This window comes from Brucella sp. H1_1004 (assembly GCF_047308065.1).
Lineage (GTDB): Bacteria > Pseudomonadota > Alphaproteobacteria > Rhizobiales > Rhizobiaceae > Brucella > Brucella pseudogrignonensis_B.
In genome coordinates this window covers 2256204-2281137 of record NZ_JAYKZA010000002.1, presented here as the reverse complement: position 1 = coordinate 2281137, position 24934 = coordinate 2256204, and the positions used below count along the sequence as shown (strand labels likewise).

Here is a 24934-nt window from a genome sequence, read left to right as displayed (position 1 = left end):
CTGTTTGCAGCGCTTCTATAGCGTTATCTTTGTGGCTTGACCATGCCTGAGAATAAAAGCCCCATCAGTCAACGCGCCAGCGACGGCCTTTGGTGGCGACTTCAAACCGCGTCGGCGCGCGGGCAAATGCGGATAATCCGCTCAAAGCTGCGAGCGGGTGGACCACGACGCGTACCGGAATTTCGCGCATAAAATGGCTGTGTGGTGCCTTGTCTTCAAAGGCTGCGCGGAACGATCCGGCTTGCAGCGCAGATAAAATGCGCTGTGGAATGCCGCCAGAAAGATAGACGCCGCCATGCGCTTTGAAAACGAGCGCCAGATCGCCAGCAATGCGTCCCAGATAGGTTACGAAAAGTTCCAGCGTTTCGACAGCCTGTGCATTGCTGCGATTAAGGCCAGCTGCGGTAATCTCCGGCGGCGTATCAAGAACCGGCGTTACTTTGTCGGCAGCACAGATAGCCAGATAAAGATTGCGCAAGCCGCGTCCACACAGGATCTGTTCTGCTGCAACGCGGCCTTCAATCGTCTCGATATGCGGGAATACTTCATAATCGCGCGCGCTGCGTGGGCCAATATCGATATGACCGCCTTCGCCGGGGACTGGTACCCATGCCTTGCTGGTACGCACAAGCCCGGCAACGCCTAAGCCTGTGCCCGGGCCCAGAACAACGCGCGTGGCAACGATCTCTTCGTCATTGCCGCCGATCTGATGCAAATAGTCTTTATCAATTGAGACTACGGCGAGCGCTTGTGCCTCAAAATCATTGAGAACCGTGACGTCTTCAAAGCCCAGATTGGCAATCATCTGCTTTGGGCGAACAACCCAATCGCAATTGGTGAGGTCAATTTCGTCGCCGTCGACCGGACCTGCAACCGCAAGAATTGCTGAGCGTGGGCGAATGGATGTGTGGTTGAGCACTGTTTGCTCTATTGCATCATCAATCGTTGCGTAATCAGCCGTTTGAACGACCGGAAATTCTTTTGGCTCTGCATGAGAATCAACAAGCAATGCGAAGCGCGCATTGGTGCCACCGATGTCGCCGACGAGGACGGGAAACTTAAAACTCTGGTCAGCGTTCATCATCATGTGCCTTGCTGTCTCGTTTATTCTTATTATTTGCGGGCGATACCGGAGTGACGGATTAATCCAGCACTTCTATAAGTTTGTCTGCCGTTGCGGGGTTCAGTGCCATTGGAATGTCATAGACGCTGCCAAGGCGGGTCAACGCCTTCACGTCCACGTCATGTGGGAGTGGTGAAAGCGGGTCAATGAAGAAGAACAATGCCTGCACAGTGCCTTCTGCAATCATTGCGCCGATTTGCTGATCACCACCCAATGGACCGCTTTTAACACGCAGAATATTGAGTGAAGGACAGGCCTCCTGAATAAGTCCGCCTGTGGTGCCAGTCGCCACAATATCGTAGTGCGCCAAAGCTTTTTCGTGGCTGCGTGCGAAAGCAACCATCTCGTCCTTCTTCAGATCATGGGCAATCAGTGCAATGCGCAGACGTTCGGACATGAGAATGATAACCTTGTCATACGTTTTTTACGCACATCTTGATCCGAAATTGGCTCCCCACTTTCGGGATGTGCTCTAAGTTAAATCGTTTGAAAGCTATAGCGAAGCCATAAGCCAGTGAAAAGCTTGTTTTCTATTGTATGCTTTAATTGGCATTATAGATCACATCTGCGATAGAATCGGGCGAGGGACCGTTCAGCACCGCAGCGCAAGCCTTTGGGAGGTCTGAAACCATCACCGGCTTTGGCTTTTTGGGTGGCTCTTTGGATGGCTTTGCTGGCTTCCACGGCTCGTCCGTGAACCACCATGCAAGCGACTTATCGCAGCCATCGCCGCCTGTGACTTTCGGCTGCGGCGTGCAATCCGGTGATCCTGGCTGGCAATGCAGCCTCACGTGGAAATGATAGAAATGACCCCAATATGGGCGCACTTTTCCAAGCCACTTTCTATCGCCTGTCACTGTATCGCAAAGCTGTTTCTTGATGCCCGGATGAACGAAGATACGCTCAACCTCCGGGTAGCTGGCCGCATGTTTGATGAGTGCCGTGCGTGCTGGCGTCCATTTTTTTGGATCGACATAAAGTGAATCATTTTTAAGCATCGATACGGCAGACACGCTTTCGCGTTCGGCATCTGTAAAGCGCTTTTTTGGCATCGGCGTCAGCCAGATGTCGGCATCAAGTCCGATCTGATGCGAGGCATGGCCTGTCAACATCGGACCACCACGCGGCTGCGAAATATCACCAACCAGAAGCCCCGACCAGCCGTCTTTTGCGGCGTCGCGGGAAAGCTTTTCCAGAAGCCCAATTGTGCGCGGGTGGCCCCAATTGCGGTTGCGCGATAAGCGCATAACCTGCCAGTTTGGACCATCAATCGGGAGCGCAACGCCACCGGACAGACAACCCTTGGCATAGAATCCAATGGATTGCGGCTCTTGCGCTACCACGGGAAGTTTTTTGCTACCGAATGCCTGTTTGGCGGGTGCATCCTGCGCAAAAGCTTGCGCAGCGAATTCCGGCGCAATCATTGCCGTAAGGCAGGTTGCAAGGACGAAACGCGACCAGAATTTGGAGAGAGATCTCTTAGCCATGGGCAGTTTCCAAATAAATATTGCTCGAATCATACGAACGGATAGCGTGAATTATGCTTCGCGTTGATAAAAACGGCAATTAATCACTTATTTTGTGCGTGTCGTTAGCAAAAATTAGGTCGCACTTTTACGCGATACACCTTAACGCCAATTGTCGTCTTGCCACATTTTAGTAAAGGCTGCTTTGTAATCGGGATATATAAATTCATAGCCCAACGCTTTGATACGCTGGTTGGAGACCCGTTTGTTTTCGCCGTAGAATGAGCGCGCCATCGGGCTCATCTCAGCTTCGTTAAACGGAACTTCCGGCGGCGGAACAACGCCCATCAGCTCGGCCGCATAGGTCACGACATCTTGTGGAGGTGCTGGTTCATTGTCGGTGATGTTGAATGCGCCGCCGGTATTGGTGCCTGCAAGAAAGCGCAATGATCCGGCAATATCGTCGACATGGATACGATTGAAGACCTGATCTTCCTTGATAACGCGGCGTGCGGTGCCCCGTTCAAGGTTGACGAAAGCATTGCGGCCGGGGCCGTAAATTCCTGACAGGCGCAAAAGAGCAACCGGCGTGCCGTGGCGTTCACTCAGCGCTTCCCATGCATCTTCTGCTTCAACGCGTTCAAGCGAACGTTGCGAACCGGGCTGGCGCTGTGCTGTCTCGTCAATCCAGTTGCCATCGAAATTGCCATAGACGCCGACCGTTGAAAGATAGCCGATCCAGCGAATAGTATTACCGGGGCGACGCAGCGCTTCTTCAACGATTGCAAGCGATGGATCAACATTGTCACGCGGTGAAATTGAAATAACCACATGCGTTGATTTTGCGAGACGGTCGATCAATTCGGGAGACGCGGTATCACCGTCGAAAATGATCGGCGCGATGCCAAATTTTTCGAGAAGTGGGAAATTCTGTTCGTTGCGCGTGGTGCCGTCGATGCGCTCTGCCTCTCCGGTCATCAGGCGGGAAAAGGCTCTCGCAGAATAACCAGCTCCAAACAGAAAAATGCGCATTCTAACAGTCCTCCAATTTCCATTCTGCACGCACCGTATCATCCTCTTCGCGTGAGGCCAGACGATTTTTCAGAATTTTGAAATGTTCCTGATCTGTGAGTTGGCTCAAGGCCCAGATAGCCGCTCCACGCACCACCGCAGCAGGATCTTCGAGCAGGTTTTCCACGTGTGGTACCAGCGACGGATCGTCTGAATTGCCTGTTGCAATCAGCACATTGCGCAAAAAGCGGTCGCGACCGATGCGCTTGACGGGTGAGCCAGAAAACAGCGTGCGGAAGCTCGGATCATCAAGGGCGAGAAAATCAGCAAGCTTTGGCGCTTTGAGATCATCGCGTGCTTTCAGCTTCATTTCGCTGGTCGTTTGCGCAAATTTGTTCCAGGGACATACCGACAGGCAATCGTCGCAACCATAGATGCGGTTGCCCATCGCTTTGCGAAACTCGAGCGGGATCGGGCCTTTATTCTCAATACTCAGATAGGAGATGCAGCGCCGCGCATCGATCCGGTAAGGCGATGGGAAGGCTTTTGTCGGGCAGGCATCAAGGCAGGCGCGGCAGGAGCCGCAATGATCGCGATCTGGCTGATCGGGTGGGATGTCAGCTGTGGTGAAGATTGAGCCGAGAAACAGCCACGAACCAAGTTCTCGGCTGACGAGATTGGTGTGTTTGCCCTGCCAGCCAAGCCCTGCGGCCTGCGCAAGCGGTTTTTCCATCACGGGCGCCGTATCAACAAAGACTTTGACATCCTGTCCTGCACGCGCAGCAAAGCGGCTCGCTACATGCTTGAGCTTGCCTTTGATGATGTCGTGATAATCGCGGTTCTGCGCATAGACCGAGATTGCCGCCCGGTCTTTGTGTTTGAGAATTTCGAGCGGGTTGCTGTCCGGGCCGTAATTCATGGCAAGCACCATGATGGACCGGACTTCAGGCCATAAAACGCTCGGATTGCCGCGGCGCTCTTCGGTCTCTTCCATCCAAAGCATATCGGCATGATGGCCGTCAGCAATATATTGCCGCAAACGCCGGGGCGCTTGCGGGATGGAATCAGGACCAGTGAAAGCCACGGCATCAAAGCCGACAGCTTTCGCCTCTTCGATCAGAAACCGCTTGAGCTTGAGTGCTTTTTCCGCAGCTTGATTGGTGTCAGAAATCGAGATCGCCATAATGAGCCACTGGAGCCAGTCCGCGCACACGATCAGCCAGGAGCGGACGGAAAGCAGGGCGCGATTTCATGCGAGCATACCAGTCGCGCGCAGCTTTTGTCTCGCCCCATTCGATTTCGCCGAGATAGTCGAGGACGGAAATAGCAGCCGCTGCTGCGATATCCGCATAACTCGGATGACCACCCGCAAGCCAGTCGCGGGTGGCTGCAAGCCAGTCAATATAGCGCATGTGCTGGCGAATGTTGGTGCGTGCGGCACGAATGGCGGTTGAATCAGGCGCACTGCCGCCCATTTCATCGGCCATTTGCAGCTTGAACACGCGCTCGCGGGCAATGTGGCGTGTGACTTCATTTTCGAGCTTGAGCAAAAACCAATCGACAAGGCGACGCACTTCGGCGCGCTCCATCGGGCTTTCTGGCAGAAGACGGCGGCTGCGCTTCAACGCACCGCGCGTCTCATCAAGATATTCGGCAATGACGGTTGCGCCGACGACGGGCAGGTCGCGTTCGGCCAAAAGCACAGGAAGCGTTGCTGCCGGGTTGAGCGCAAGGAATTCTTTTCGGCGCGACCACGGGCGTTCCTCGATCATTTCCGCTTCAACATCGTATTCACCGAGAATAAGCCGCACATAGCGCGAGCCTGAAGACATAGGATGATGAAAAAGCGTAAGCATAATCGACGCGGTACTCTCGACTAAAAAAGCTCTGATTGAATTCCGCTCAGGAATTGTGGCTGGCATCTGCACTGGCAGCAGGTTTTTCTGCTGTCAGGAGATTTAAGCCACCTCAACGGAATGTTTAGGTTATAGGTGCTAAGCTTGATGGAGACAAGCAATCGCTGTAGGCGCTAATTGTAGCACTTTCATGCTTAACAGCTCGTCAAGATGCGCCATTTTTATCCTGCCACCTTCTAAGGTACTGACTTCATGGAAATTTATAATCTTCTGGAAGCCGCTTTTCTCGGCCTGGTCGAAGGTTTGACGGAATTCATCCCTGTTTCGTCGACAGGCCACTTGCTGCTGATCGGCCATTTTCTGGGCTTTGAATCAAACGGTAAGACCTTTGAGGTGCTCATTCAGCTTGGTGCAATTCTCGCGATCTTGACGGTCTACTCGTCAAAACTCATTAAGATACTGACCGATTTTCCGCGTGATGCCCGCACACGGCGCTTTGTTTTCGGCATTCTGTTGGCGTTTCTGCCTGCCGCTGTGATTGGTGCAATGGCGCATGGCTTTATCAAAAGCGTGTTGTTTGAAACGCCGATGCTGGTTTGTATCATGCTGATCGTTGGCGGTTTTATTCTTCTCTGGGTCGATCAACTCGATCTCAAGCCGCGTTATAATAATGTGATGGATTATCCGCTGCCGATTTGTCTGGCGATTGGCTTTGTGCAGTGCCTTGCCATGATCCCCGGCGTATCGCGCTCAGGCTCGACAATTGTTGGTGCACTTTTGCTGGGTGCAGACAAGCGCTCTGCTGCAGAGTTTTCGTTCTTCCTCGCCATGCCAACAATGGCCGGTGCTTTCACCTATGACCTTTATAAAAGCCACAGCTCGCTGTCGATGAATGACACAGCGCTGATCGTCGTCGGCTTTATTATGGCCTTTATTTCAGGCGTGTTTGTTGTGAAGCATTTGCTTGATTATGTCTCGCGCCATGGCTTCAAGCTGTTTGCATGGTGGCGTCTGATTGTCGGTTCTCTTGGAATGGCAGCGCTTCTGATCTGGGGGTGAGGAGCGTTCCGCGTAAAAGAAAAGGGGCCTTTCGGCCCCTTTACTCGTTAGTCTTGCAATCTCATGCAAATCCGGTCTTGGTGTATTGACCCGCAACGCGGTAGCGCCAGAGATAGGCTGGAAGAATGGCATCGACGGCTTCAGGCTTGATGCCGATGCCCTGTAAAGTGCGGCCTTCTTTGGCAGCCTGATCCGACACAACATTATCGGACTTGAGCAACGTTACCTGATCATTGGTGAGCATTGGATTTGGCAACAGGCCGAGAACTGAAGCCTGAATTCGAGCAACCCAGAACGGAATGGACAAGATCATGCGCTTGCGTGCGATGACACCGAGCATATCTTTCATCCAATGCTTGAATGGCTGAACGTCTGGGCCACCCAGTTCATAAATTGTGCCTGCGGTTAGATCGCCATCCACGGCGCGTGCAACAGCTTCGGCAACATCACCGACATAAACCGGCTGCAGCTTTGTTTCGCCACCACCGATAACCGGTAGGAATGGCGAGAAGCGTGCCATATTGGCAAAGCGGTTGAAGAAGCTGTCTTCATGGCCGAAAATAATCGACGGACGCAGGATGACCGTATCGGGCAGTACGCTCAGAACAGCCTTTTCGCCTTCTGCCTTTGTGCGGGCATAATCGGATGCGGAATTTGCATCTGCTGCAAGCGATGAGAGATGCGTAAGCTTGATGCCTGCAGCTTTGGTGGCTTCGGCAATGTTCTTGGCGCCAAGCACCTGAACGCTGTTGAAACGTTGCTTGCCGCTTTCCGAAAGAATGCCAACAAGATTGATCACATGATCGGCACCCATAATGGCGCGTTCAACTGATGCGCGATTGCGAACATTGGCCTGAAGCATCTGAATTTGACCAACATTGCCCAGTGGCGCCATATAATAGGCAACTTCTGGCTTGCGCACTGCAACGCGCACACGATAGCCGCGCTTGGTAAGGGCTGCTACGACCGCGCGTCCAACAAAGCCAGAGCCGCCGAAAACGGTGACCAGTTTCGGCCTGTTGTGAACTTCGTTTGGTTCGGTCTTCATCCTGAACTCCTGCATGAAAGCCTGATTATTAACGCCGGACATGATCATTGCGGCATGTTTTCTGGCGCTGATTTATCGCCTTTTGGCAACAACGCAAAGGGGACTTGTTGTCACGACTGCGACAAAGGCCGCTTTTCCCGTATTAATCATGCAATACCGCTTTGAGATTTCGCGGCTTACTGGTAAATCGCGCGCATGAGCACACCACTTGACCATATTCGCAATTTTTCGATCGTCGCCCATATCGACCACGGCAAATCGACGCTGGCCGACCGCCTCATTCAATTGACGGGCGGGCTGGACACGCGTGAGATGAAAGACCAGGTCCTCGACTCGATGGATATCGAGCGCGAGCGCGGCATCACCATCAAAGCCCAGACCGTTCGTCTTACGTATAAGGCGAAGAACGGCGAGGACTATGTGCTGAACCTTATCGACACCCCCGGACACGTCGACTTCGCTTATGAAGTCTCGCGTTCGCTGGCTGCGTGCGAGGGTTCGCTTCTGGTGGTGGATGCTTCACAGGGTGTTGAAGCGCAGACGCTGGCCAATGTCTATCAGGCCATCGACAACAACCATGAGATCGTGGTGGTGCTGAACAAGGTTGATCTTCCGGCGGCAGAGCCTGAGCGCGTTCAGAACCAGATCGAAGAAGTGATCGGTATCGATGCCAGCAAGGCCGTGATGATCTCGGCCAAGACTGGCCTTGGCATCGCTGATGTTCTCGAAGCGATCGTCGAGCAGCTGCCGCCTCCGAAAGAGGGTGATCGCAATGCGCCGTTGAAGGCCATGCTGGTCGACAGCTGGTATGACAGCTATCTCGGCGTTATCGTTCTGGTCCGCGTTATCGACGGTGTGCTGAAAAAGGGCCAAACCATCCGCATGATGGGGACGGGCGCGAAATATCCTGTTGAACGGACCGGCGTATTTACGCCGAAAATGGTTCAAATGGATGAACTTGGACCGGGCGAACTGGGCTTCATCACCGCTTCTATTAAGGAAGTGGCTGATACGCGCGTCGGTGATACCATCACCGAAGACCGCCGTCCGACAGCAGCGGCCTTGACGGGCTTTAAGCCAGCGCAGCCGGTCGTGTTCTGCGGACTTTTCCCGGTTGATGCGGCAGATTTTGAAGACCTGCGCGCCGCCATGGGCAAGCTGCGTCTCAACGATGCGTCATTTTCGTTTGAAATGGAAACGTCTGCGGCGCTTGGTTTCGGCTTCCGCTGCGGGTTCCTGGGGCTTCTGCATCTTGAAATCATTCAGGAACGTCTTGAGCGTGAGTTCGATCTCGATCTCATCACGACGGCACCTTCGGTTGTCTATCGTCTGAACATGCAGGATGGTTCGCAGAAAGAACTGCACAACCCGGCGGATATGCCGGACGTTGTGAAGATCGAAGCGATTGAAGAGCCGTGGATTCGCGCCACAATCATGACGCCCGATGATTATCTCGGTGCGATCATGAAGCTCTGTCAGGAGCGTCGCGGCCTGCAGATTGATCTCACTTATGTTGGACCGCGTGCGATGATCACCTATGATCTGCCGCTCAACGAAGTCGTATTCGATTTCTACGATCGTCTGAAATCGATCTCGAAGGGTTATGCTTCGTTCGACTATAATCTCTCGGATTATCGTGAGGGCGATCTGGTCAAGATGTCGATCCTGGTCAACGAAGAGCCAGTGGACGCGCTTTCGATGCTCGTTCACCGCTCGGCTGCAGAAAAGCGTGGCCGTGCGTTGTGCGAAAAGCTCAAGGAGCTGATCCCGCAGCATATGTTCAAGATTCCTATTCAGGCAGCCATTGGCGGCCGTATCGTGGCGCGCGAAACTATTTCGGCACTGCGCAAGGACGTGACGGCCAAGTGTTACGGCGGCGATATTTCGCGTAAGCGCAAACTTCTGGACAAGCAGAAGGAAGGCAAGAAGCGCATGCGCCAGTTCGGCAAGGTGGAAATCCCGCAAGAGGCCTTCATTCAGGCACTCAAGATGGGTGATGATTAAAAATACAAAGAGGTGCATTGGGGCACCTCTTTTTTGTTTCAATGTTGCTATTGCATGGTAATCGGGATAAATCTGATGAAAGCGTTGCCTCGTATTTCCATCAGCTATTGCACGCAATGTAATTGGATGTTGCGGGCTGCATGGCTGGCGCAGGAGCTGTTGCAGACATTCGGGCAGGACTTGGGCGAGGTGGCATTGCGGCCCGGCACAGGTGGCGTGTTTGAAATCCATCTGTCTATGCCGGGCGGTCAGGATGAACTCATCTGGGATCGCAAGCGGGACGGCGGATTTCCGGAAGCCAAGGTATTGAAGCAACGCGTGCGTGATCTGGTCTGGCCTGATCGCGATCTTGGCCACTCTGACAAGACGTCAAAACCTCAATAAGACAAAGCCCGCAAGTTGCGGGCTTCTTTGTTTTGGTAGGTTTCAATCCTCATCCACCACGCGCAGGCGCATTTGGCTGGGAGCGTTTTCTTGTTGTCGCTTAGGTTGTTGAACCTCATCAGTAGGGGCCGGCCCAAATTCCAGTGCTTCGATCTTCGCACCGCGCTTGGTGACTTTGTTTGAAGACACCAAAATATCGTCAATATCCTTGTTGGCCTGCACGAAATGGGTTTGCAGCTTGCGCACACGCTCATCAAGGCGGCCTACGTCTTCCATCAGACGGATCACTTCACCCTGAATGACATGCGCCTGTTCGCGCATACGTGCATCTTTCAGGATCGCCTGAATGACCTGAATGGACAGCATCAGGAGCGATGGCGAGACAATAACGATCCGCGCCCGGTGCGCGCGCTGGATCAGCGCTTCAAAATGCTCATGAATATCGGCAAAAATAGATTCCGACGGCACGAACAGGAAAGCCGTATCCTGTGTTTCGCCTGTAATCAGATATTTGTCGGAAACATCCTTGATATGCACTTCCATATCGCGACGGAACTGCGCAACAGCTGTCTTGCGTGCTTCCGGCGCTTCGGTTTCGCGCATGGAGTTCCATGCTTCGAGCGGGAATTTCGCATCGATAACCAGTGAAGGCGCGTTGTTTGGCATCCTGACAAGGCAATCGGGGCGCGTGCCGTTGGAGAGTGTCGCCTGAAACTCGTAAGCGCCCTGTGGCAGGCCATCGGCAATGATCGCTTCCATGCGCGATTGGCCAAAGGCTCCGCGCGTCTGCTTGTTGGCAAGGATCGCCTGCAACTGCACGACCTGACCGGCAAGCGACTGGATATTGTTCTGCGCTGTGTCGATGACCGCAAGGCGCTCCTGCAACTTTGCGAGGTTTTCATGGGTGGAGCGTGTCTGCTCGGTCATGGTCTGGCCGATGCGATGCGTCATACCGTCGAGCCGTTCGCGGATCGATTGGTTGAGCTCTGCCTGCCGTGAACCAAAGACTTCCGCCATGGTTTGCATCCGACCCTGCATTTCGGATTGTGCTTTCAAAATCTCCGCCATGCGGTATTCCGCATCACGCGCACGGTCTTCAGCCTGTGCTTCCGCAACCGCGCGAAGACGCGCAGAACGCGCTGCCGCAATGAGGAAAATGGCGAGGCACAGGACCAGCGCGACAATGCCCGCAAGGAGGATATCTCCCAGCGTGAAAGAGGTTGCACCAAGCTGCAAAAGCGGTTCGTTCAAGAGATTCTGGTTTTCCATAGAATAAGCTTAGCTGATTCGTGTCGTCTTGATGAGATCAAAACAAGAACGTTTTACAAGTTACAATTGACGATTCTCGCGCAAGCGATTACGTGAAGCGCATGTCTATTAAACCACTCATCATCCTTCCGGATCCTCTTCTGCGTGAACTGTCCAAGCCAGTTGAACGCTTTGATGATCAATTGCGCAAATTTGCCGGCGACATGCTCGACACCATGTATGACGCGCCGGGCATCGGCCTCGCTGCCATTCAGGTGGGCGAACCTCTGCGGATGCTGGTGATTGATCTGGCCAAGGAAGACGCTCCGAAGGAGCCGCATGTCTTCATCAATCCAGAGATCATGGCTTCATCGGACGAACGCAGCGTTTATGAAGAAGGCTGTCTTTCGATCCCGGATTATTATGCCGAGGTCGAGCGGCCTGCGAGCATCAAGGTCAATTATTTTGATGCGGACGGCAAGGAAAAGTCGATGGAAGCCGACGGGCTGATGGCGACCTGTCTGCAGCATGAAATCGACCATCTCAATGGTGTGCTGTTTATCGATCATATCTCCAAGCTCAAGCGCGATATGGTCATCAAGAAGTTCAAGAAGCTCGCCAGCCAGCGTGCGTCAAACAGGGCTTTGTGATGCGGATCGTCTTTATGGGGACGCCGGATTTCTCCGTGCCAATCCTTACAGCCATCATCGGACAGGGCTATGAAGTTGTAGCGGTTTATTCGCAGCCACCGCGACCGGCGGGCCGTCGCGGATTGGAAGTGACCAAGTCGCCTGTGCATGAAAAGGCTGAGGAATTCGGCATTCCGGTTTTCACGCCGAAAAGCCTGAAAGTCACGGAAGAGCAGGACGTCTTTGCGAGCCTGGAAGCGGATGTGGCGATTGTGGTGGCCTATGGCCTGCTGCTGCCACAGGCCATTCTCGATGCGCCGCGCCTTGGATGTTATAACGGTCATGCGTCGCTTCTTCCGCGCTGGCGCGGGGCGGCTCCCATTCAGCGGGCCATTATGTCTGGCGACACGGAAACCGGCATGATGATTATGAAAATGGATGCGGGGCTTGATACCGGTCCTGTCGCCATGGCGGAAAAAGTTGCGATCACGCCGGACATGACTGCAGGCGAGCTGCATGATCGTTTAAGCCTTATCGGTGCAGATCTGATGGTCCGTGCATTGGGTGCGCTTGAGCGCGAAAGTCTCACACTTCAGCCACAGGACGAAGAGGGCGTCACTTACGCCGCCAAGATCGACAAGGCCGAAGCGCGTATCGACTGGTCGAAGCCTGCGCAGGACGTTCACAATACGATCCGTGGCATCTCACCATTTCCGGGCGCCTGGTGCGAGATGGAAATCAACGGTGTCGTTGAACGTGTCAAACTCCAGCGCTCCACATTGGGCGAGGGAAGCGGCGCTCAGGAAACTGTGCCGGGAACTATACTTGATGATCGCCTGACGATTGCGTGCGGCGAGGGGGCCGTGCGGCTCGTAACGTTACAACGTTCAGGTGGTAAACCTTTGCCCGCGCAGGAGTTTCTGCGTGGCGCGTCTGTGACGAAGGTTCTCTGAGCGGTGCCTCGTTATAAGATCACAGTCGAATATGATGGCACGCCCTATGTCGGTTGGCAGCGGCAGGAAAATGGCCATGCCGTGCAGAACGCGATTGAGCAGGCGTTTAAGAAGTTCTGCGGAGAAGATCTGACGTTGAGTGCGGCAGGCCGCACCGATGCAGGCGTTCATGCGAGCGCGCAGGTCATTCACGTCGATCTGACAAAAGATTGGGGTGCTGCGAAAGTGCGCGATGCGCTCAATGCGCATCTGGTGATGGCGGATGAACGTATCAGCATTCTCAATGTCGAGAAGACGACGGATGCTTTCGACGCACGGTTTTCGGCGCGTGGACGGCATTATCTTTATCGCATTCACAATCGCCGTTCGCCGCTGGCAATTGATTATCAGCGCGTTTGGTGGGTGCAGAAACGCCTTGACCACGAAGCGATGCATGAGGCTGCAAAGCGCTTGCTTGGTGAGCATGATTTTACGACATTTCGCGCCACGCAATGTCAGGCTAAAAGCCCGATCAAAACGCTCGACCGGCTGGATATTACACGCACTGGCGATTATGTCGAAATGCGGGTTTCAGCGCGCTCGTTCCTGCATAATCAGGTCCGTTCCTTTGCAGGAAGCCTGATGGAAGTGGGCGTTGGCCGTTGGACGGCTGATGATTTGCAGGCCGCTTTAGAAGCGAAAGATCGAAAAGCTTGCGGTCAGGTTGCACCACCTTACGGTCTTTATCTGGTTGGTGTGGATTATCCGTTTCCGTTTTAAAAAGTCTGCGCGCCAATTCCGATGCCAAAAAGCTGTTGCAGGACCACTGTGATAAACAGTGAGCCGAAAAACACACAGGCATAAAACGGTGCGACATAGGCATGTGGGCGTTGCAGCACGATGAATGTCAGTCGGTAGCTCAGGATAATCGAGATGCCGAAAAGCACAAAAGCGAACAGCGTCGCAAAATCCAGCGCTCCCGGAAAGAATAGTTGTATCAATGTTATGGGCGCGAAAAGCCAAGCCAGCAACGCGCTGCCCCAATTGGTCGCGATGACGTAAGGCGCGTAACGTTTTGAGATACCGATGCGGTGGGCGAGCAGGCCGATTATGATAAGTGGTATGATCCACGCTGCAATATCAACGAAAGCTGCACGGATAGTGATTGCAAGGCGGAGCCCCGCTTCGTCTTGCCCTGATGTCAGATCCGCTGCATAGGCAACCCACGTCGCAAAAAGCGGCGGCAGGGCCACGATAATCGCATAAAACGATGCCCAGAAATCTTCTGCTGAGATGTCCAGATATGCAAGGCCATCTTTGCGGCCAAGCATCATCTTCCAGACGCCCGTGAAATATCTGAAAATATCATCCAGACTGGGCATGTCGTTCCCTTATCCGAAGAAATCAGCGATGAAGCGTTCGTAGATCTGTGTCAGGCCTTCAAGGTCGGCCAGTGCCACGCGCTCGTCAACCATATGCATGGTTTGTCCGACAAGGCCGAACTCGACGACCGGGCAGTAATCCTTGATGAAACGCGCATCCGACGTGCCGCCCGATGTGGAAAGCTTGGGGCGTTTGCCGGTGACAGCCTCTACAGAAGATGTGAGTGTGCCGATCAGCTTTTCATCGCGTGTCAGGAACACATGGCTTGGATGTTCGCGCCATGTCAATTCATAATTGATGGGCGTTTCGCGGCCCGGGCGCAGACGGTCGTTACGCGAAGCCTTTTCAAGACGTGAAATGATTTCAGCCTTCAGGCTATCTGCGGTCCAGGTATCGTTGAACCGGATATTGAAGGAGGCTAACGCCTTGTTGGCAATGACATTGGTGGCCTTGTTGCCAACATCGATGGTGGTGACTTCCAGATTGCTGGCCTGAAAATCTTCAGTGCCTTCATCAAAAGCTGGATAGAGCAGGCTATCGACAAGGGTTGTGATGCCACGGACTGGATTTTCTGCAAGGTGCGGATAGGCGGCATGGCCCTGTACGCCGTGAACGGTGATCGTGCCGGAGATTGAGCCACGACGCCCGATCTTGATCATGTCGCCGAGCGTATCGGGATTGGTTGGCTCGCCAACAAGCGAAGCATCCCACGTTTCACCACGCTCTTTGGCCCATTGCAGCAGCTTTTCGGTGCCGTTGATTGCCGGGCCTTCCTCATCACCTGTGATGAGGAAGGAGACGCTACCCTTAAGGCTTCCGTGTTTTGCAATATGGCGCGCCACGGCAGCCACAAAGCAGGCAATGCCACCCTTCATGTCGACTGCACCACGGCCATACATAATGCCGTCTTCGATAGCGGCGGAGAAAGGCGGATGTTTCCAGTCGCTCTCATTGCCCGGAGGCACGACATCTGTGTGGCCGGCAAACATCAGATGAGCACCATTGCCGGATTTGCGCGCATACAGATTTTCAATGTCGGGCGTATCTTCATCGGTAAAGACTGGACGCTGGACGGAAAAGCCCATTGGCTCAAGCATCGCTGCAACTGCCGTAAGCGCGCCGCCTTCTGCGGGCGTTACGGAAGGACAGCGGATGAGAGCGGCGAGGTTATCGGCGGGATTGGTAGGCAGGCTCATGATGTCAAAGCTTCATTCTGAGAATCGTATGGGCTTGAGATTAGATCGGGACGCTCCCAGATGAAATAGCAATCGCCTCTTTAGATAAACAAGTTCGCGAACGCGCAAAAATCGCAGCTTTTCTCAGATCGTTGCAATTCGGGAATGAAATTTCCTTGACCAAGGGGGCTTTGTCATCGTTAGTTAAAAAAAGGTTGATAGCGAGACCCGGGAAACGGGCCGGTCAACGGGAACAGTTTCTACAAATGCCTTTCGTGGCATTTTAAAAATGGGAATCCGCTATGCGTTTAATGACCACAGCAGCATTAGGTTTCATCGCGCTGTTTGGCGCAGCTGTTGCTCCGGCAAAGGCTGGTCAATGGAGTGAAGCAGGCGGGATCACCAGTATTCCCTACGGTCATCTTGATTATTGCAAGCGCAATCCGCGTGATTGCGGTTCGCACCGCGCTCTTGCGCCGATGAAGCTGACGCCAGATCGCATGAAGCTGCTGCAAAGCGTCAATGCTTCGGTCAATGCCGCGATCAAGCCGGTTTCCGATCAGGATAATTATGGTAAGCGCGATTACTGGACCATTCCTCGCAATGGGAAGGGGGACTGCGAAGATTATGTACTGATGAAGCGCGCCAAACTGATGGCTCGCGGTATTAGCCCTTCGCAACTGCTCATCACTATGGTGCAGGGGAGCGAGGCACATATCGTTCTGACAGTCCGTACAGATCGTGGTGATTACATTCTCGACAATATGCGATCAGAGGTGTTGCCGGTTGAGAAGACCTCTTATCGCTATATCAAAATGCAGTCACCGTCGCATTCGGGGCAGTGGGTTTCAATTTCAGGCCGTTCTGTGAATGTCGCGAGCAATTAAAATCCAGGCGGAAAAACGGGTGAACTTGTTTGAAACAAAGGGTCGGCTTGCCGACCTTTTTTGTTGTTTGTCATTGAGCTGACAAACCAAAAGGCTCACTGGCCTGATTTTCAATTAAATCATCAGCGCTGCAACTGTGACTAACGCCCTTTATTGTTCATTAATATGATACAGTAATCGATAACAGACTGTTCGCAAAAAATGAACAAAAATGTCTTTATAACGTATTTGTGAATGCTGATATATGATTTAAGGTATTGATTATATTTATTAATATTCATTTCATTTGTGTGTTTAGAAAAAATTGGTTGCACAAATGTGTGATTAGGAAAACATTTTCGTGACTGGAACTTTTCATCACTGTCACCCATTTGAGATGCATGAGGACGACGCAGAGAACGTCGCCCAAGTGACTAAGGAGATAGAAAATGAATAAGTTTGTTCTTGCTGCTGCTGCCCTTGCTCTTAGCGCCGGTGCTGCTTTTGCTGAAAACCCAAATGTTGGTACACCAGCAGATCTTTATGCAAATGATCGTACTCCAGTTGCTGCTCAGCGTGTTGATCACACCGCAACTGCTGCAATCGGCCAGTCGACCTATATGGATGGTTCTGCAAACCGTTTCGGTGATGCATCGCCATCAAGCTTCCAGAATTAAGCATGTCGTCCGTTATCCGCTATTGAGGCCTGATCGCAGGCCTCAATAGTTGAAATTGATCAAGTCGTGAGCATGACCTCCCAAGCTGTTCGCTGACGGATCGTAAGATAGTGAATTAACGAATCTCCCCGGAGGATGGCTGTTTGCCAACCTGGAGTCCCCGAAAGGAGTGGTAGATTGCCGTCCGATGGGGTGATAGAAGGATTATGAAAATGAAGAAGTTTGCTCTTGCTGCCGTAGCTGTTGCCCTTAGCGCCGGTGCTGCTTTCGCTGAAAATCCAAATGTTGGTACTCCAGCAGACCTGTATGCAAATGATCGCACGCCAGTTGCAACTCAGGGCGTTGATTACACCGCTCCTGCATCGATCCAGACACAGACCTACAGCGACGGCTCCGCACACCGTTTCGGCGATGCGTCGCCTTCGAGCTACCAGAACTAATCAGTCTGATAGTAAAATAAAAAAGGCGAAGCTTTCGAGCTTCGCCTTTTTCTTTGATCAAGTGGTAGAATCAATCACGCAGCAATTCATTGATTGAAGTCTTCGATCTGGTCTTTTCATCAACGCGTTTGACGATTACAGCGCAATAAAGGCCAGGACCAGCGTCACCATTCGGGAATGGCTTGCCCGGCATTGTGCCTGCAACAACGACCGAATATGGCGGCACTTCGCCATAGAAGATTTCGCCGGTTGCACGGTCAACGATCTTGGTCGATTTGCCGATGAAGACGCCCATGCCGAGCACGGCACCTTCGCGAATGATACAGCCTTCAACGACTTCCGAACGCGCACCGATGAAGCAATTGTCTTCAATGATGGTCGGGCCAGCCTGCATTGGCTCCAGAACGCCGCCGATGCCAACGCCGCCCGAAAGATGCACATTCTTGCCGATCTGTGCACAGGACCCGACTGTTGCCCATGCATCGACCATTGTGCCTTCATCGACATAAGCGCCGAGGTTGACGAAAGATGGCATCAGGATCGCGTTTGGTGCGATGTAAGCTGAATAGCGCACAACCGAATTAGGCACGGCGCGAATACCAGCCTTTTCGAACTCATTGGCTGTCCAGCCGTCAAACTTGGAAGGAACCTTGTCCCACCATGATGCTTCGCCGGGGCCGCCCTTGATAATCTTCATTGGGTTGAGGCGGAACGAAAGCAAGACTGCTTTCTTGAGCCACTGATTAACCTGCCAGTTGCCGTCCGCCTGTTTTTCTGCCACACGCGCTTCACCGCGATCGAGCAAAAGCAGCGACTGCTCAACAGCATCGCGAACTTCGCCGCGGGTTGCTGTGCTGATGCCATCGCGTTCGTCAAAAGCCTTTTCGATGACCTTTTCAAGGGGGGCGAAATCTGGCTTGGTCATATGGCGGTCTCCATAAAATGGCAGGAAAAGCGGCTGCCGTCTTTTTTGGTCGGCAGTTGTCAGCCAAGTGATTAAGCGAAGGCAGGATATGGGTCAATCGCGTTATTGTTTGAAATAACTCAACGCAATTGCGCCAGATTAAGAATTTAACGCTGAAAATAATGCTAAGGCAACAATACGCATTGAAATTGAAGGAGCAGGCAAGCATGAACCCGATGGAGAAGACTGGCTGGACGCCTTTCCCCAATTCTGAGGAGGCCGTTAAACAGGCGCGTACTGTGCCAAAGACTCCTCAGACCGAGGCCGAAGCCTATCGGCTTGCCTTCATGGATGATGATTTCATGACGCGTCGCGATATGCGTCCGATACGGCTTCAGCTTGAGCTTTTGAAACCAGAACTGATTCTTGCGGATCGTGGCATCAAGTCTACGGTCGTGATGTTTGGTGGCGCCCGTATTCCAGAGCCCGGCGGCGAAGCATGGGCGGCGAAGAACGAAGTCCAGAAAAAAAACCTAGAGGCGAATGCACGCTATTATGAAGAAGCGCGCAAATTTGCCCGTATCTGCTCTGAATATGCAGCGACGACCTATTATCGTGAGTTCATCGTGGTTACGGGTGGCGGTCCGGGCGTGATGGAAGCGGGCAATCGCGGCGCGGCCGATGTTGGCGCGCCGACTATTGGTCTCAATATCGTGCTGCCGCATGAGCAGGCACCAAACGCTTATGTGACGCCGGAACTCTGCTTCAACTTCCATTATTTTGCGCTGCGCAAGATGCACTTTCTGATGCGTGCGAAGGCAATCTGCGTATTCCCCGGCGGCTTCGGCACGATGGACGAGTTGTTTGAAGCCATGACACTGATCCAGACCGACCGCATGGAACGTATGCCGCTTATTTTGTTTGGCAAAGAGTTCTGGAGCAAGGCGATCAATATTGAGTTTCTGGCAGAGCAGGGTACCATCTCGCCTGCCGATATTGAGTTGCTGACCTTTGTTGATACAGCCGACGAAGCTTGGGACGAGATCAAGAATTTCTATAAGCTTTGATGTAAAAAGAAAAAGCCCGGCTCTAAGCCGGGCTTTTTTAACGGCCTGCATTTATGGTTTGCAGGAACTGGGTCAGATTGTCGGTGACGTAATCAACCTGATCGGTGAATTCCGGATCGCTTTCCCAAATCTCTGAGAATGTCGGTTCAAAATTATTGGGCACAATAAGCACTGTCTTCATGCCAAGTGTTTTTGGCACAACGAGATTGCGTGCCAGATCCTCAAACATCACGGCCTTCTGCGCATCAATGCCAAAAGCACCAAGGAAGCGGTCATAGGTCACGCGCTCCGGCTTTGGTGTCAGGCCAGCTGCAACAATGTCGAAAATGTCGTCAAAATCATCGAGAATGCCGAGCTGCTTTGCTGCTCGTTCCGCATGGCCGCGATCGCCATTGGTGAAGATAAAGCGACGACCGGGCAGGGCGCGGATTGCCTCGCTTAAAGCCGGATCAGGTGTCAGCCACGTATAGTCGATGTCATGGACGTGTTTGAGAAAATCGTCCGGATCGATTTTGTGACATTCCATCAGGCCTTTGAGCGTGGTGCCATATTCCAGATAAAACTGCTTTTGAATCTTGCGTGCTTCATCGCGTGGCAGATTAAGCAGCTTCTCGACATAGTTCGTCATCCGCACGTCGATCTGCGAAAACAGATCGGCGGCGTGCGGATAGAGCGTGTTGTCGAGGTCAAATACCCAGTCAGTGACGTGAGCAAAGGCCGAGGCTTCGGGTTGGTTGGTCATCGGTCTTTTATGGCACGATCAGCGTGCCAGCACCATGCTCGGTGAAAAGCTCAAGCAGAACCGAGTGGGGTGTCTTACCATTGAGAATAACAACACCTTCAACGCCGCGGCGGATTGCATCGATACAGGTTTCGACCTTGGGGATCATACCGCCTGAGATCGTGCCGTCCTTGATCAGTGCTTGCGCATCGGCAACCGACAATTCCTTGATGAGGTTTTTGTCTTTGTCGAGAACACCAGGAACGTCAGTCAGGAACAGCAGGCGCGTCGCAGCCAGCGCGCCAGCAATGGCACCAGCAAACGTATCGGCATTGATGTTGTAGGTATGCCCATCACGGCCCGGTGCGACAGGTGCGATCACCGGGATCATTTCGGAACGCGCCAGCAGATCGAGAAGCGTGCGATCAACTTCTGCCGGTTCGCCGACGAAGCCCAGATCTAGCACTTGTTCGATGTTGGAATCGGGATCAATAACGGTCTTGTGCGCCTTGCGCGCGAAAACCATGTTGCCGTCTTTGCCGCACAGGCCGATGGCCCATTCGCCTTCGGCATTGATGAGGGCGACGATTTCCTTGTTGATGGAACCGGCCAAAACCATTTCCACCACTTCAACCGTCTTTTCGTCGGTGACGCGCAGGCCACCTTCAAAGCGCGATTCAATGCCGAGCTTGGTCAGCATGGCCTGAATCTGTGGGCCACCGCCATGCACAACGATTGGGTTGATGCCTGATTGCTTTAAAAGCGCGATGTCGCGAGCAAAGGCTTTGCCGAGTTCCGGGTTGCCCATGGCGTGTCCGCCATATTTCACCACGACATTCTTGTTCTCGTAGCGCTGCATATAGGGCAGGGCTGCGGAAAGGAGTTGCGCTTGCATTTCAGGACTTTCAAGAGTCGTCATCGTGGCTTCCATGGCTGGCGACGGGGCAAATCGGGAGCGTTTTTAAAGCAGTTTGGCGCTTATGAAAACCGCTTTATGATTTCAGACTATTCCTTGGCAACCAATGCGATAGCAGCGCGCAACTCATCAAGGCCGAGGCCTTTTTCCGATGATGTTGTGATGATGCCGGGGAAACAGGCCGCGCGCTTTTTCGTGAGCGCGTGGGTTTCTTCAAGCAAGCGTGGAATGCCAGCGGCTTTGATCTTGTCGATTTTTGTCAGCACGATCTGATACGACACGGCTGCTTTGTCGAGCAGGTCGAGCACTTCGGCATCGTTCTTCTTAATGCCATGACGCGAGTCGATGAGAAGATAAACGCGCTTCAATGTCGTGCGGCCACGCAGATAATCGAACACGAGACGTGTCCATGCATCCACATGGGCCTTTGGTGCTTCGGCAAAGCCATAGCCCGGCATATCGACGAGTGCGAGCGGCGGCAAATCGCCGTTCTCACCCGAATAGCCATCGGGAACAAAATAGTTGAGCTCCTGTGTGCGGCCCGGTGTGTTCGATGTGCGCGCCAAACCCTTCTTGCCGACAATCGCATTGATCAGCGATGACTTGCCGACATTGGAACGTCCGGCAAAGGCGATTTCTACAGGGCCTTCCAGCGGCAGAAACTTCATAGAAGGTACGCCACGGATGAAGATCCACGACTTCTTGAACAACAGCCGGCCTTCTTCGACCAAGGCTGCGTGCGCTGCGCGTGTCGCATCTGCTGCTAATTGGGCTGCTGCCAGCTTTTTGTCCTGATCGCTCAATGTCGTCTTCCTGATACGTGTCTTTTATTAAATACACGCATCAAGGTTACACGCTGTATTGTCAACCATTGAGCATGATGGGGCACAAAAAAAGCCCCGCGTGAGCAGGGCTTTTAATCTATTTATTTCTTTGCTTCTTTCGGCTTTCGCCTGAAGAGGCCTTTCAGGTTGTCGAAGAGTTCAATCTTGACCCCTTGACGCTTCATAATGAAGCCCTGCTGAAGAATGGACAGTGTGTTGTTCCATGCCCAGTAGATCACGAGACCGGCCGGGAAAGATGCCAGCATGAAGGTGAAGATGATCGGCATCCATGTGAAGATCATCGCCTGTGTTGGATCCGGAGGCGTCGGGTTCATGCGCATCTGCAGGAACATGGTGATGCCCATAATGATTGGCCAGACGCCGATCATGAGGAATGCAGGCACTGCATAGGGCAGAAGACCAAACAGGTTGAAGATCGATGTTGGATCAGGTGCTGCAAGGTCGTGAATCCAGCCAAAGAACGGCGCATGGCGCATTTCGATGGTGACGTAGAGAACCTTATAGAGCGCGAAGAATACTGGAATCTGCACCAGAACTGGCCAGCAACCTGCAAGCGGATTGATCTTCTCTTCCTTGTAGAGACGCATCATTTCCTGCTGCTGTTTCATCTTATCATCCGCATATTTCTCGCGGATTTCCGTCATCTTTGGCTGCACGAGCTTCATGCGGGCCATCGACTTGTAAGACTTGTTGGCAAGCGGGAAAAACAGGCCCTTGAGAAGAACGGTGACGAGCAGAATAGCCACACCGAAATTACCGGAGAACTTGTAGATCCAGTCGATGAGGTAGAACATCGGCTTGGTGATGAAGTAGAACCAACCCCAGTCGATCAGCAGTTCGAACTGCTTGATGCCGAGCTTAGTTTCGTAGTTCTGGATGTCCTGAACAACCTTTGCACCAGCAAACACATGGTTCTTGATCGTCTGCGACTGACCGGCATCAATGGTAACCGGTGCGCTCAGAAGATCGGACTGGTAGCGTGGGCGACCATCGGTGAAATGCGAGAAGCGGGCCGTGAATTTTTCTGTCTGAGGCGGAACGAGTGTCGCTGCCCAGTATTTGTCGGTGATACCGACCCAGCCGCCAACGACGTCTTTGAATGAAATATCCTTGTCGTCTTCGACTTTGGAATATTTGATTTCCTGCAAGCCATCCTGACCCATGACGCCGATGAGGCCCTCATGGAGAACATAGGTCGCACTTGCATGTTCAGGCTGGTTGAAGCGTGTGACGCGACCATAGGATGCCAGCGAAACTGGAGCGCCGGTATTGTTGGTAATCGTGTCGTCGACTGCGAACATATAAGCATCGTCAACCGAGATGACGCGCTTGAAGGTAATGTTCTTATCGTTGGTGTAGGTCAGCGTAACAGGTGTTGACGGCGTCAGCTTGTTGTTGCCTTCCACCGACCAGACGGTGTTCGGACCGGGAACCTGACCAACAGCTTCATTGCCGGCAAAGCCCAGTTCGACAAAGTAGCCTTGCTTGAGACCCGATGGAGCGAGCAATTCAATCTCAGGCGAGTTCGGATCGACCGTTTCGCGATACTTCTTGAGATAAAGATCATCAAGGCGGGCGCCGGTCAGATTGATCGAACCGCGCAGAGAAGGCGTATCGATGTCCACGCGCTGCGACTGCGCAACAGCTGCTTCACGGGTCAGCGTTCCCGCTGCGGCTGCACTGTCATGCTGGCCCGGCACTGCACCGGGAGTGCCGGAAATCTGTGGAGTATCGCCCTGAGCGCTGCCCTGACCACTTTGAGTGGCTTGCTGGGCCTGGCGCTGTTGTTCCTCAATGCGTGTCTGTTCACGCTGGGCTTCCGTTTTCGGTCCCAGATAGAATACTTGCCACAGCGTTAATACGAGGATGGACAGGGCAATGGTTATGAAGAAATTACGATTATTTTCCATCGACGGGTCCTGATTCCGGTCTTTCCGTTCGGCGTTTCTTTTCGCCCCGCCGATCACCCTTGGCTTTAATGCGTTTGGAGAGTTCTGCGGTCAGTTGCGAAAAGGGCGCAGTAAGTGCTTGCTCGCGTGCTACGATCACATAGTCGGTCGAGAGCGCCATGTCACTCCCTACGTGACAACGAACTGCTTCTCGCAACCTGCGACGGATACGATTGCGTACGACTGCATTGCCGTTTTTCTTGGTGACAGTGAAGCCTGCGCGGGGCTTTTCGCCAATTTTGGCAGCCGCAGATTCTTCTTCTGTCCGTTCCCGGACTTCCAAAAGAAACAGTGGACCACGCCGTTTTTCACCATTCCTCACAGACAAAAACTCCGCTCTCTTGCGAAGGCGGAGTATTTGTTTCTGCTTTTTCATATCTTTAATCACCGCGCTGTTCGCGCGGGGAAAGATTAAGCGGAAAGCCGCTTGCGACCGCGCGAACGGCGAGCAGCAAGAACTTTACGACCGGCAGCTGTTGCCATACGTGCACGGAAGCCGTGGCGACGCTTGCGGACGAGATTGGATGGCTGGAAAGTGCGCTTCATTTATTTAATACCGCGGTGTGCGGCCCTTCTTGGTTCTGTCTTTTCGACGAGCAGGTCGTTTCTGAAATCTATATTTACGTTTCAGGACCAAGCTCTATTGAACAGGAGCGAGTTCTTTTCCCATAAAGCAGGATAGCAAAAGCCACCCATTAACCCTTAAGGGCGAACGTGGTGCGGCTTATAGGGAAAGGGGCTGAAAGAGTCAATCGCCCGGCAATAATTCTCGATACTATATGCGTCTCAGCCATTGCCAAAGCGGGCGGGTGCTTTCATAAGAACTTGCACATTTTTTATATGCGGATAAATCCGCTGCAGTCATGAGAGGAGTTCACCATGAGCATCCGTCGTATCGAAGTCGGACCACGTATGAGCCAGGCCGTTGTTCACGGCAATACCGTTTATCTTGCTGGCCAGGTTGGTGAGCCAGGTGCAAGCGTGACCGACCAGACCAAAGCCGTTCTGGTTGAAGTCGATCGCCTGCTGGCCGCTGCAGGTTCAGACAAGTCGAAGATCCTTCAGGCGATCATCTGGCTTGCTGATATGAAGGATTTTGCAGAAATGAACGCAGTCTGGGACAGCTGGGTCGATAAGGCCAATACGCCAGCGCGTGCGACTGGTGAAGCAGCGCTTGCAACGCCTGACTACAAGGTCGAAATCATCATCACCGCTGCAATCTAATTGATTG

The 24934-nt window shown here is 53.0% G+C and carries 28 protein-coding genes; 11 read left to right on the top strand and 17 right to left on the bottom strand.

All coding sequences use genetic code 11. The features are described from left to right. Positions 1-64 precede the first annotated feature (64 nt). From U2P60_RS18435 to U2P60_RS18410, 6 genes are all read right to left on the bottom strand, one after another. Positions 65-1084, bottom strand: coding sequence for a glucokinase (locus tag U2P60_RS18435; protein ID WP_413573870.1), 1020 nt, complete (start codon positions 1082-1084; stop codon positions 65-67). Positions 1085-1142: 58 nt separating this feature from the next. After that, complete coding sequence (locus tag U2P60_RS18430; protein ID WP_413573680.1) at positions 1143-1520, bottom strand: methylglyoxal synthase; 378 nt, start codon at positions 1518-1520, stop codon at positions 1143-1145. 145 nt (positions 1521-1665) lie between these two features. Continuing rightward, positions 1666-2610: a penicillin-insensitive murein endopeptidase gene (mepA, locus tag U2P60_RS18425; protein ID WP_413573678.1), complete on the bottom strand. Its 945-nt coding sequence runs from the start codon at positions 2608-2610 to the stop codon at positions 1666-1668. A 141-nt stretch (positions 2611-2751) separates the two neighbouring features. Continuing rightward, positions 2752-3621 (bottom strand): SDR family oxidoreductase, encoded by an 870-nt coding sequence (locus U2P60_RS18420; protein ID WP_413573677.1) that lies wholly within the window; start codon positions 3619-3621, stop codon positions 2752-2754. A 1-nt stretch (position 3622) separates the two neighbouring features. Next, a complete protein-coding gene (queG, locus tag U2P60_RS18415) occupies positions 3623-4783 on the bottom strand; it encodes a tRNA epoxyqueuosine(34) reductase QueG (protein ID WP_413573675.1) in 1161 nt (386 codons plus the stop codon). Further along, complete coding sequence (locus U2P60_RS18410) at positions 4764-5456, bottom strand: glutathione S-transferase family protein (RefSeq protein WP_413573673.1); 693 nt, start codon at positions 5454-5456, stop codon at positions 4764-4766. Before U2P60_RS18410 ends, queG begins: the two co-directional genes overlap by 20 nt. A gap of 252 nt (positions 5457-5708) precedes the next feature. Here U2P60_RS18410 and U2P60_RS18405 point away from each other — a divergent pair, with 252 nt between their 5' ends. Further along, positions 5709-6515 carry an undecaprenyl-diphosphate phosphatase gene (locus U2P60_RS18405; protein ID WP_413573671.1) on the top strand — a complete coding sequence of 269 codons (807 nt, stop codon included), beginning with the start codon at positions 5709-5711 and terminating at the stop codon, positions 6513-6515. Positions 6516-6576: 61 nt separating this feature from the next. Here U2P60_RS18405 and U2P60_RS18400 read toward each other — a convergent pair whose 3' ends face one another. Then, positions 6577-7563, bottom strand: a complete 987-nt coding sequence (locus U2P60_RS18400) for a complex I NDUFA9 subunit family protein (RefSeq protein ID WP_413573669.1) — start codon at positions 7561-7563, stop codon at positions 6577-6579. Between the two features lie 195 nt (positions 7564-7758). On the opposite strand from U2P60_RS18400, the gene lepA reads away from it, so the two are divergent. Both lepA and U2P60_RS18390 read left to right on the top strand, forming a co-directional pair. Beyond that, a complete protein-coding gene (gene lepA, locus U2P60_RS18395; protein WP_313827050.1) occupies positions 7759-9567 on the top strand; it encodes a translation elongation factor 4 in 1809 nt (602 codons plus the stop codon). Positions 9568-9642: 75 nt separating this feature from the next. After that, positions 9643-9951, top strand: a complete 309-nt coding sequence (locus U2P60_RS18390) for a SelT/SelW/SelH family protein (RefSeq protein WP_413573667.1) — start codon at positions 9643-9645, stop codon at positions 9949-9951. 42 nt (positions 9952-9993) lie between these two features. Here the strand turns inward: U2P60_RS18390 and U2P60_RS18385 are convergent, their stop codons facing one another. Beyond that, positions 9994-11220, bottom strand: coding sequence for a DNA recombination protein RmuC (locus tag U2P60_RS18385; protein ID WP_413573665.1), 1227 nt, complete (start codon positions 11218-11220; stop codon positions 9994-9996). A gap of 101 nt (positions 11221-11321) precedes the next feature. Between U2P60_RS18385 and def the strand changes: the two genes are divergently transcribed. From def to truA, 3 genes are read left to right on the top strand one after another with little or no spacing between them, the layout of a single operon-like run. Then, a complete protein-coding gene (gene def, locus U2P60_RS18380) occupies positions 11322-11849 on the top strand; it encodes a peptide deformylase (protein WP_413573664.1) in 528 nt (175 codons plus the stop codon). Beyond that, entirely contained in the window at positions 11849-12781 is a 933-nt protein-coding gene (gene fmt / locus U2P60_RS18375; protein WP_413573662.1) for a methionyl-tRNA formyltransferase, read from the top strand. The genes def and fmt overlap by 1 nt, the downstream gene beginning before the upstream one ends. 3 nt (positions 12782-12784) lie before the next feature. Beyond that, on the top strand, positions 12785-13540 hold the full coding sequence (gene truA, locus U2P60_RS18370) for a tRNA pseudouridine(38-40) synthase TruA (RefSeq protein ID WP_313827044.1): 756 nt from the start codon (positions 12785-12787) through the stop codon (positions 13538-13540). Here truA and U2P60_RS18365 read toward each other — a convergent pair. After that, positions 13537-14142, bottom strand: a complete 606-nt coding sequence (locus U2P60_RS18365) for a hypothetical protein (RefSeq protein ID WP_413573660.1) — start codon at positions 14140-14142, stop codon at positions 13537-13539. The genes truA and U2P60_RS18365 overlap by 4 nt on opposite strands. Positions 14143-14151: 9 nt before the next feature. Then, positions 14152-15339, bottom strand: a complete 1188-nt coding sequence (dapE, locus tag U2P60_RS18360; protein WP_413573658.1) for a succinyl-diaminopimelate desuccinylase — start codon at positions 15337-15339, stop codon at positions 14152-14154. 314 nt (positions 15340-15653) lie between these two features. Here dapE and U2P60_RS18355 point away from each other — a divergent pair, with 314 nt between their 5' ends. The 3 genes from U2P60_RS18355 (at position 15654) to U2P60_RS18345 (ending at position 17301) form a co-directional block, all read left to right on the top strand. Continuing rightward, positions 15654-16205 carry a transglutaminase-like cysteine peptidase gene (locus U2P60_RS18355; protein WP_413573869.1) on the top strand — a complete coding sequence of 184 codons (552 nt, stop codon included), beginning with the start codon at positions 15654-15656 and terminating at the stop codon, positions 16203-16205. Between the two features lie 428 nt (positions 16206-16633). Then, positions 16634-16861, top strand: a complete 228-nt coding sequence (locus tag U2P60_RS18350) for a hypothetical protein (RefSeq protein ID WP_313827040.1) — start codon at positions 16634-16636, stop codon at positions 16859-16861. Between the two features lie 212 nt (positions 16862-17073). Further along, positions 17074-17301 (top strand): hypothetical protein, encoded by a 228-nt coding sequence (locus U2P60_RS18345; protein WP_413573656.1) that lies wholly within the window; start codon positions 17074-17076, stop codon positions 17299-17301. Positions 17302-17371: 70 nt separating this feature from the next. On the opposite strand, the gene dapD is transcribed toward U2P60_RS18345, so the two are convergent. Then, on the bottom strand, positions 17372-18226 hold the full coding sequence (gene dapD / locus U2P60_RS18340; protein WP_413573654.1) for a 2,3,4,5-tetrahydropyridine-2,6-dicarboxylate N-succinyltransferase: 855 nt from the start codon (positions 18224-18226) through the stop codon (positions 17372-17374). A 206-nt stretch (positions 18227-18432) separates the two neighbouring features. Between dapD and U2P60_RS18335 the strand changes: the two genes are divergently transcribed. Beyond that, positions 18433-19272 carry an LOG family protein gene (locus U2P60_RS18335; RefSeq protein WP_313827037.1) on the top strand — a complete coding sequence of 280 codons (840 nt, stop codon included), beginning with the start codon at positions 18433-18435 and terminating at the stop codon, positions 19270-19272. Positions 19273-19309: 37 nt separating this feature from the next. Here U2P60_RS18335 and U2P60_RS18330 read toward each other — a convergent pair whose 3' ends face one another. The 6 genes from U2P60_RS18330 to rpmH all read right to left on the bottom strand — a co-directional run bounded on the left by U2P60_RS18330 (position 19310) and on the right by rpmH (position 24249). Further along, the gene (locus U2P60_RS18330; protein WP_413573652.1) at positions 19310-20014 is read right to left on the bottom strand and encodes a pyrimidine 5'-nucleotidase; all 705 of its coding nucleotides are present in this window, start codon (positions 20012-20014) and stop codon (positions 19310-19312) included. A 7-nt stretch (positions 20015-20021) separates the two neighbouring features. Then, a complete protein-coding gene (argB, locus tag U2P60_RS18325) occupies positions 20022-20912 on the bottom strand; it encodes an acetylglutamate kinase (RefSeq protein WP_413573650.1) in 891 nt (296 codons plus the stop codon). A gap of 86 nt (positions 20913-20998) precedes the next feature. Further along, the gene (gene yihA / locus U2P60_RS18320) at positions 20999-21712 is read right to left on the bottom strand and encodes a ribosome biogenesis GTP-binding protein YihA/YsxC (RefSeq protein ID WP_409558615.1); all 714 of its coding nucleotides are present in this window, start codon (positions 21710-21712) and stop codon (positions 20999-21001) included. Positions 21713-21834: 122 nt separating this feature from the next. Beyond that, positions 21835-23664 (bottom strand): membrane protein insertase YidC, encoded by a 1830-nt coding sequence (gene yidC / locus U2P60_RS18315; protein ID WP_413573647.1) that lies wholly within the window; start codon positions 23662-23664, stop codon positions 21835-21837. Further along, positions 23654-24079, bottom strand: a complete 426-nt coding sequence (gene rnpA, locus U2P60_RS18310; RefSeq protein ID WP_313827033.1) for a ribonuclease P protein component — start codon at positions 24077-24079, stop codon at positions 23654-23656. Before rnpA ends, yidC begins: the two co-directional genes overlap by 11 nt. A gap of 35 nt (positions 24080-24114) precedes the next feature. Continuing rightward, positions 24115-24249 carry a 50S ribosomal protein L34 gene (gene rpmH / locus U2P60_RS18305; RefSeq protein WP_094505388.1) on the bottom strand — a complete coding sequence of 45 codons (135 nt, stop codon included), beginning with the start codon at positions 24247-24249 and terminating at the stop codon, positions 24115-24117. 333 nt (positions 24250-24582) lie between these two features. Between rpmH and U2P60_RS18300 the strand changes: the two genes are divergently transcribed. Next, positions 24583-24927: a RidA family protein gene (locus U2P60_RS18300; RefSeq protein WP_310009588.1), complete on the top strand. Its 345-nt coding sequence runs from the start codon at positions 24583-24585 to the stop codon at positions 24925-24927. Positions 24928-24934: the final 7 nt, after the last annotated feature.

Bases quoted from the DNA above. Each gene is read 5' to 3' on its own strand.
- U2P60_RS18435 (WP_413573870.1), bottom strand. From the start codon at position 1,084: ATGATGAACGCTGACCAGAGTTTTAAGTTTCCCGTCCTCGTCGGCGAC.
- U2P60_RS18430 (WP_413573680.1), bottom strand. From the start codon at position 1,520: ATGTCCGAACGTCTGCGCATTGCACTGATTGCCCATGATCTGAAGAAG.
- mepA (WP_413573678.1), bottom strand. From the start codon at position 2,610: ATGGCTAAGAGATCTCTCTCCAAATTCTGGTCGCGTTTCGTCCTTGCA.
- U2P60_RS18420 (WP_413573677.1), bottom strand. From the start codon at position 3,621: ATGCGCATTTTTCTGTTTGGAGCTGGTTATTCTGCGAGAGCCTTTTCC.
- queG (WP_413573675.1), bottom strand. From the start codon at position 4,783: ATGGCGATCTCGATTTCTGACACCAATCAAGCTGCGGAAAAAGCACTC.
- U2P60_RS18410 (WP_413573673.1), bottom strand. From the start codon at position 5,456: ATGCTTACGCTTTTTCATCATCCTATGTCTTCAGGCTCGCGCTATGTG.
- U2P60_RS18405 (WP_413573671.1), top strand. From the start codon at position 5,709: ATGGAAATTTATAATCTTCTGGAAGCCGCTTTTCTCGGCCTGGTCGAA.
- U2P60_RS18400 (WP_413573669.1), bottom strand. From the start codon at position 7,563: ATGAAGACCGAACCAAACGAAGTTCACAACAGGCCGAAACTGGTCACC.
- lepA (WP_313827050.1), top strand. From the start codon at position 7,759: ATGAGCACACCACTTGACCATATTCGCAATTTTTCGATCGTCGCCCAT.
- U2P60_RS18390 (WP_413573667.1), top strand. From the start codon at position 9,643: ATGAAAGCGTTGCCTCGTATTTCCATCAGCTATTGCACGCAATGTAAT.
- U2P60_RS18385 (WP_413573665.1), bottom strand. From the start codon at position 11,220: ATGGAAAACCAGAATCTCTTGAACGAACCGCTTTTGCAGCTTGGTGCA.
- def (WP_413573664.1), top strand. From the start codon at position 11,322: ATGTCTATTAAACCACTCATCATCCTTCCGGATCCTCTTCTGCGTGAA.
- fmt (WP_413573662.1), top strand. From the start codon at position 11,849: ATGCGGATCGTCTTTATGGGGACGCCGGATTTCTCCGTGCCAATCCTT.
- U2P60_RS18365 (WP_413573660.1), bottom strand. From the start codon at position 14,142: ATGCCCAGTCTGGATGATATTTTCAGATATTTCACGGGCGTCTGGAAG.
- dapE (WP_413573658.1), bottom strand. From the start codon at position 15,339: ATGAGCCTGCCTACCAATCCCGCCGATAACCTCGCCGCTCTCATCCGC.
- U2P60_RS18350 (WP_313827040.1), top strand. From the start codon at position 16,634: ATGAATAAGTTTGTTCTTGCTGCTGCTGCCCTTGCTCTTAGCGCCGGT.
- U2P60_RS18345 (WP_413573656.1), top strand. From the start codon at position 17,074: ATGAAGAAGTTTGCTCTTGCTGCCGTAGCTGTTGCCCTTAGCGCCGGT.
- dapD (WP_413573654.1), bottom strand. From the start codon at position 18,226: ATGACCAAGCCAGATTTCGCCCCCCTTGAAAAGGTCATCGAAAAGGCT.
- U2P60_RS18335 (WP_313827037.1), top strand. From the start codon at position 18,433: ATGAACCCGATGGAGAAGACTGGCTGGACGCCTTTCCCCAATTCTGAG.
- U2P60_RS18330 (WP_413573652.1), bottom strand. From the start codon at position 20,014: ATGACCAACCAACCCGAAGCCTCGGCCTTTGCTCACGTCACTGACTGG.
- argB (WP_413573650.1), bottom strand. From the start codon at position 20,912: ATGACGACTCTTGAAAGTCCTGAAATGCAAGCGCAACTCCTTTCCGCA.
- yidC (WP_413573647.1), bottom strand. From the start codon at position 23,664: ATGGAAAATAATCGTAATTTCTTCATAACCATTGCCCTGTCCATCCTC.
- rnpA (WP_313827033.1), bottom strand. From the start codon at position 24,079: ATGAAAAAGCAGAAACAAATACTCCGCCTTCGCAAGAGAGCGGAGTTT.
- rpmH (WP_094505388.1), bottom strand. From the start codon at position 24,249: ATGAAGCGCACTTTCCAGCCATCCAATCTCGTCCGCAAGCGTCGCCAC.
- U2P60_RS18300 (WP_310009588.1), top strand. From the start codon at position 24,583: ATGAGCATCCGTCGTATCGAAGTCGGACCACGTATGAGCCAGGCCGTT.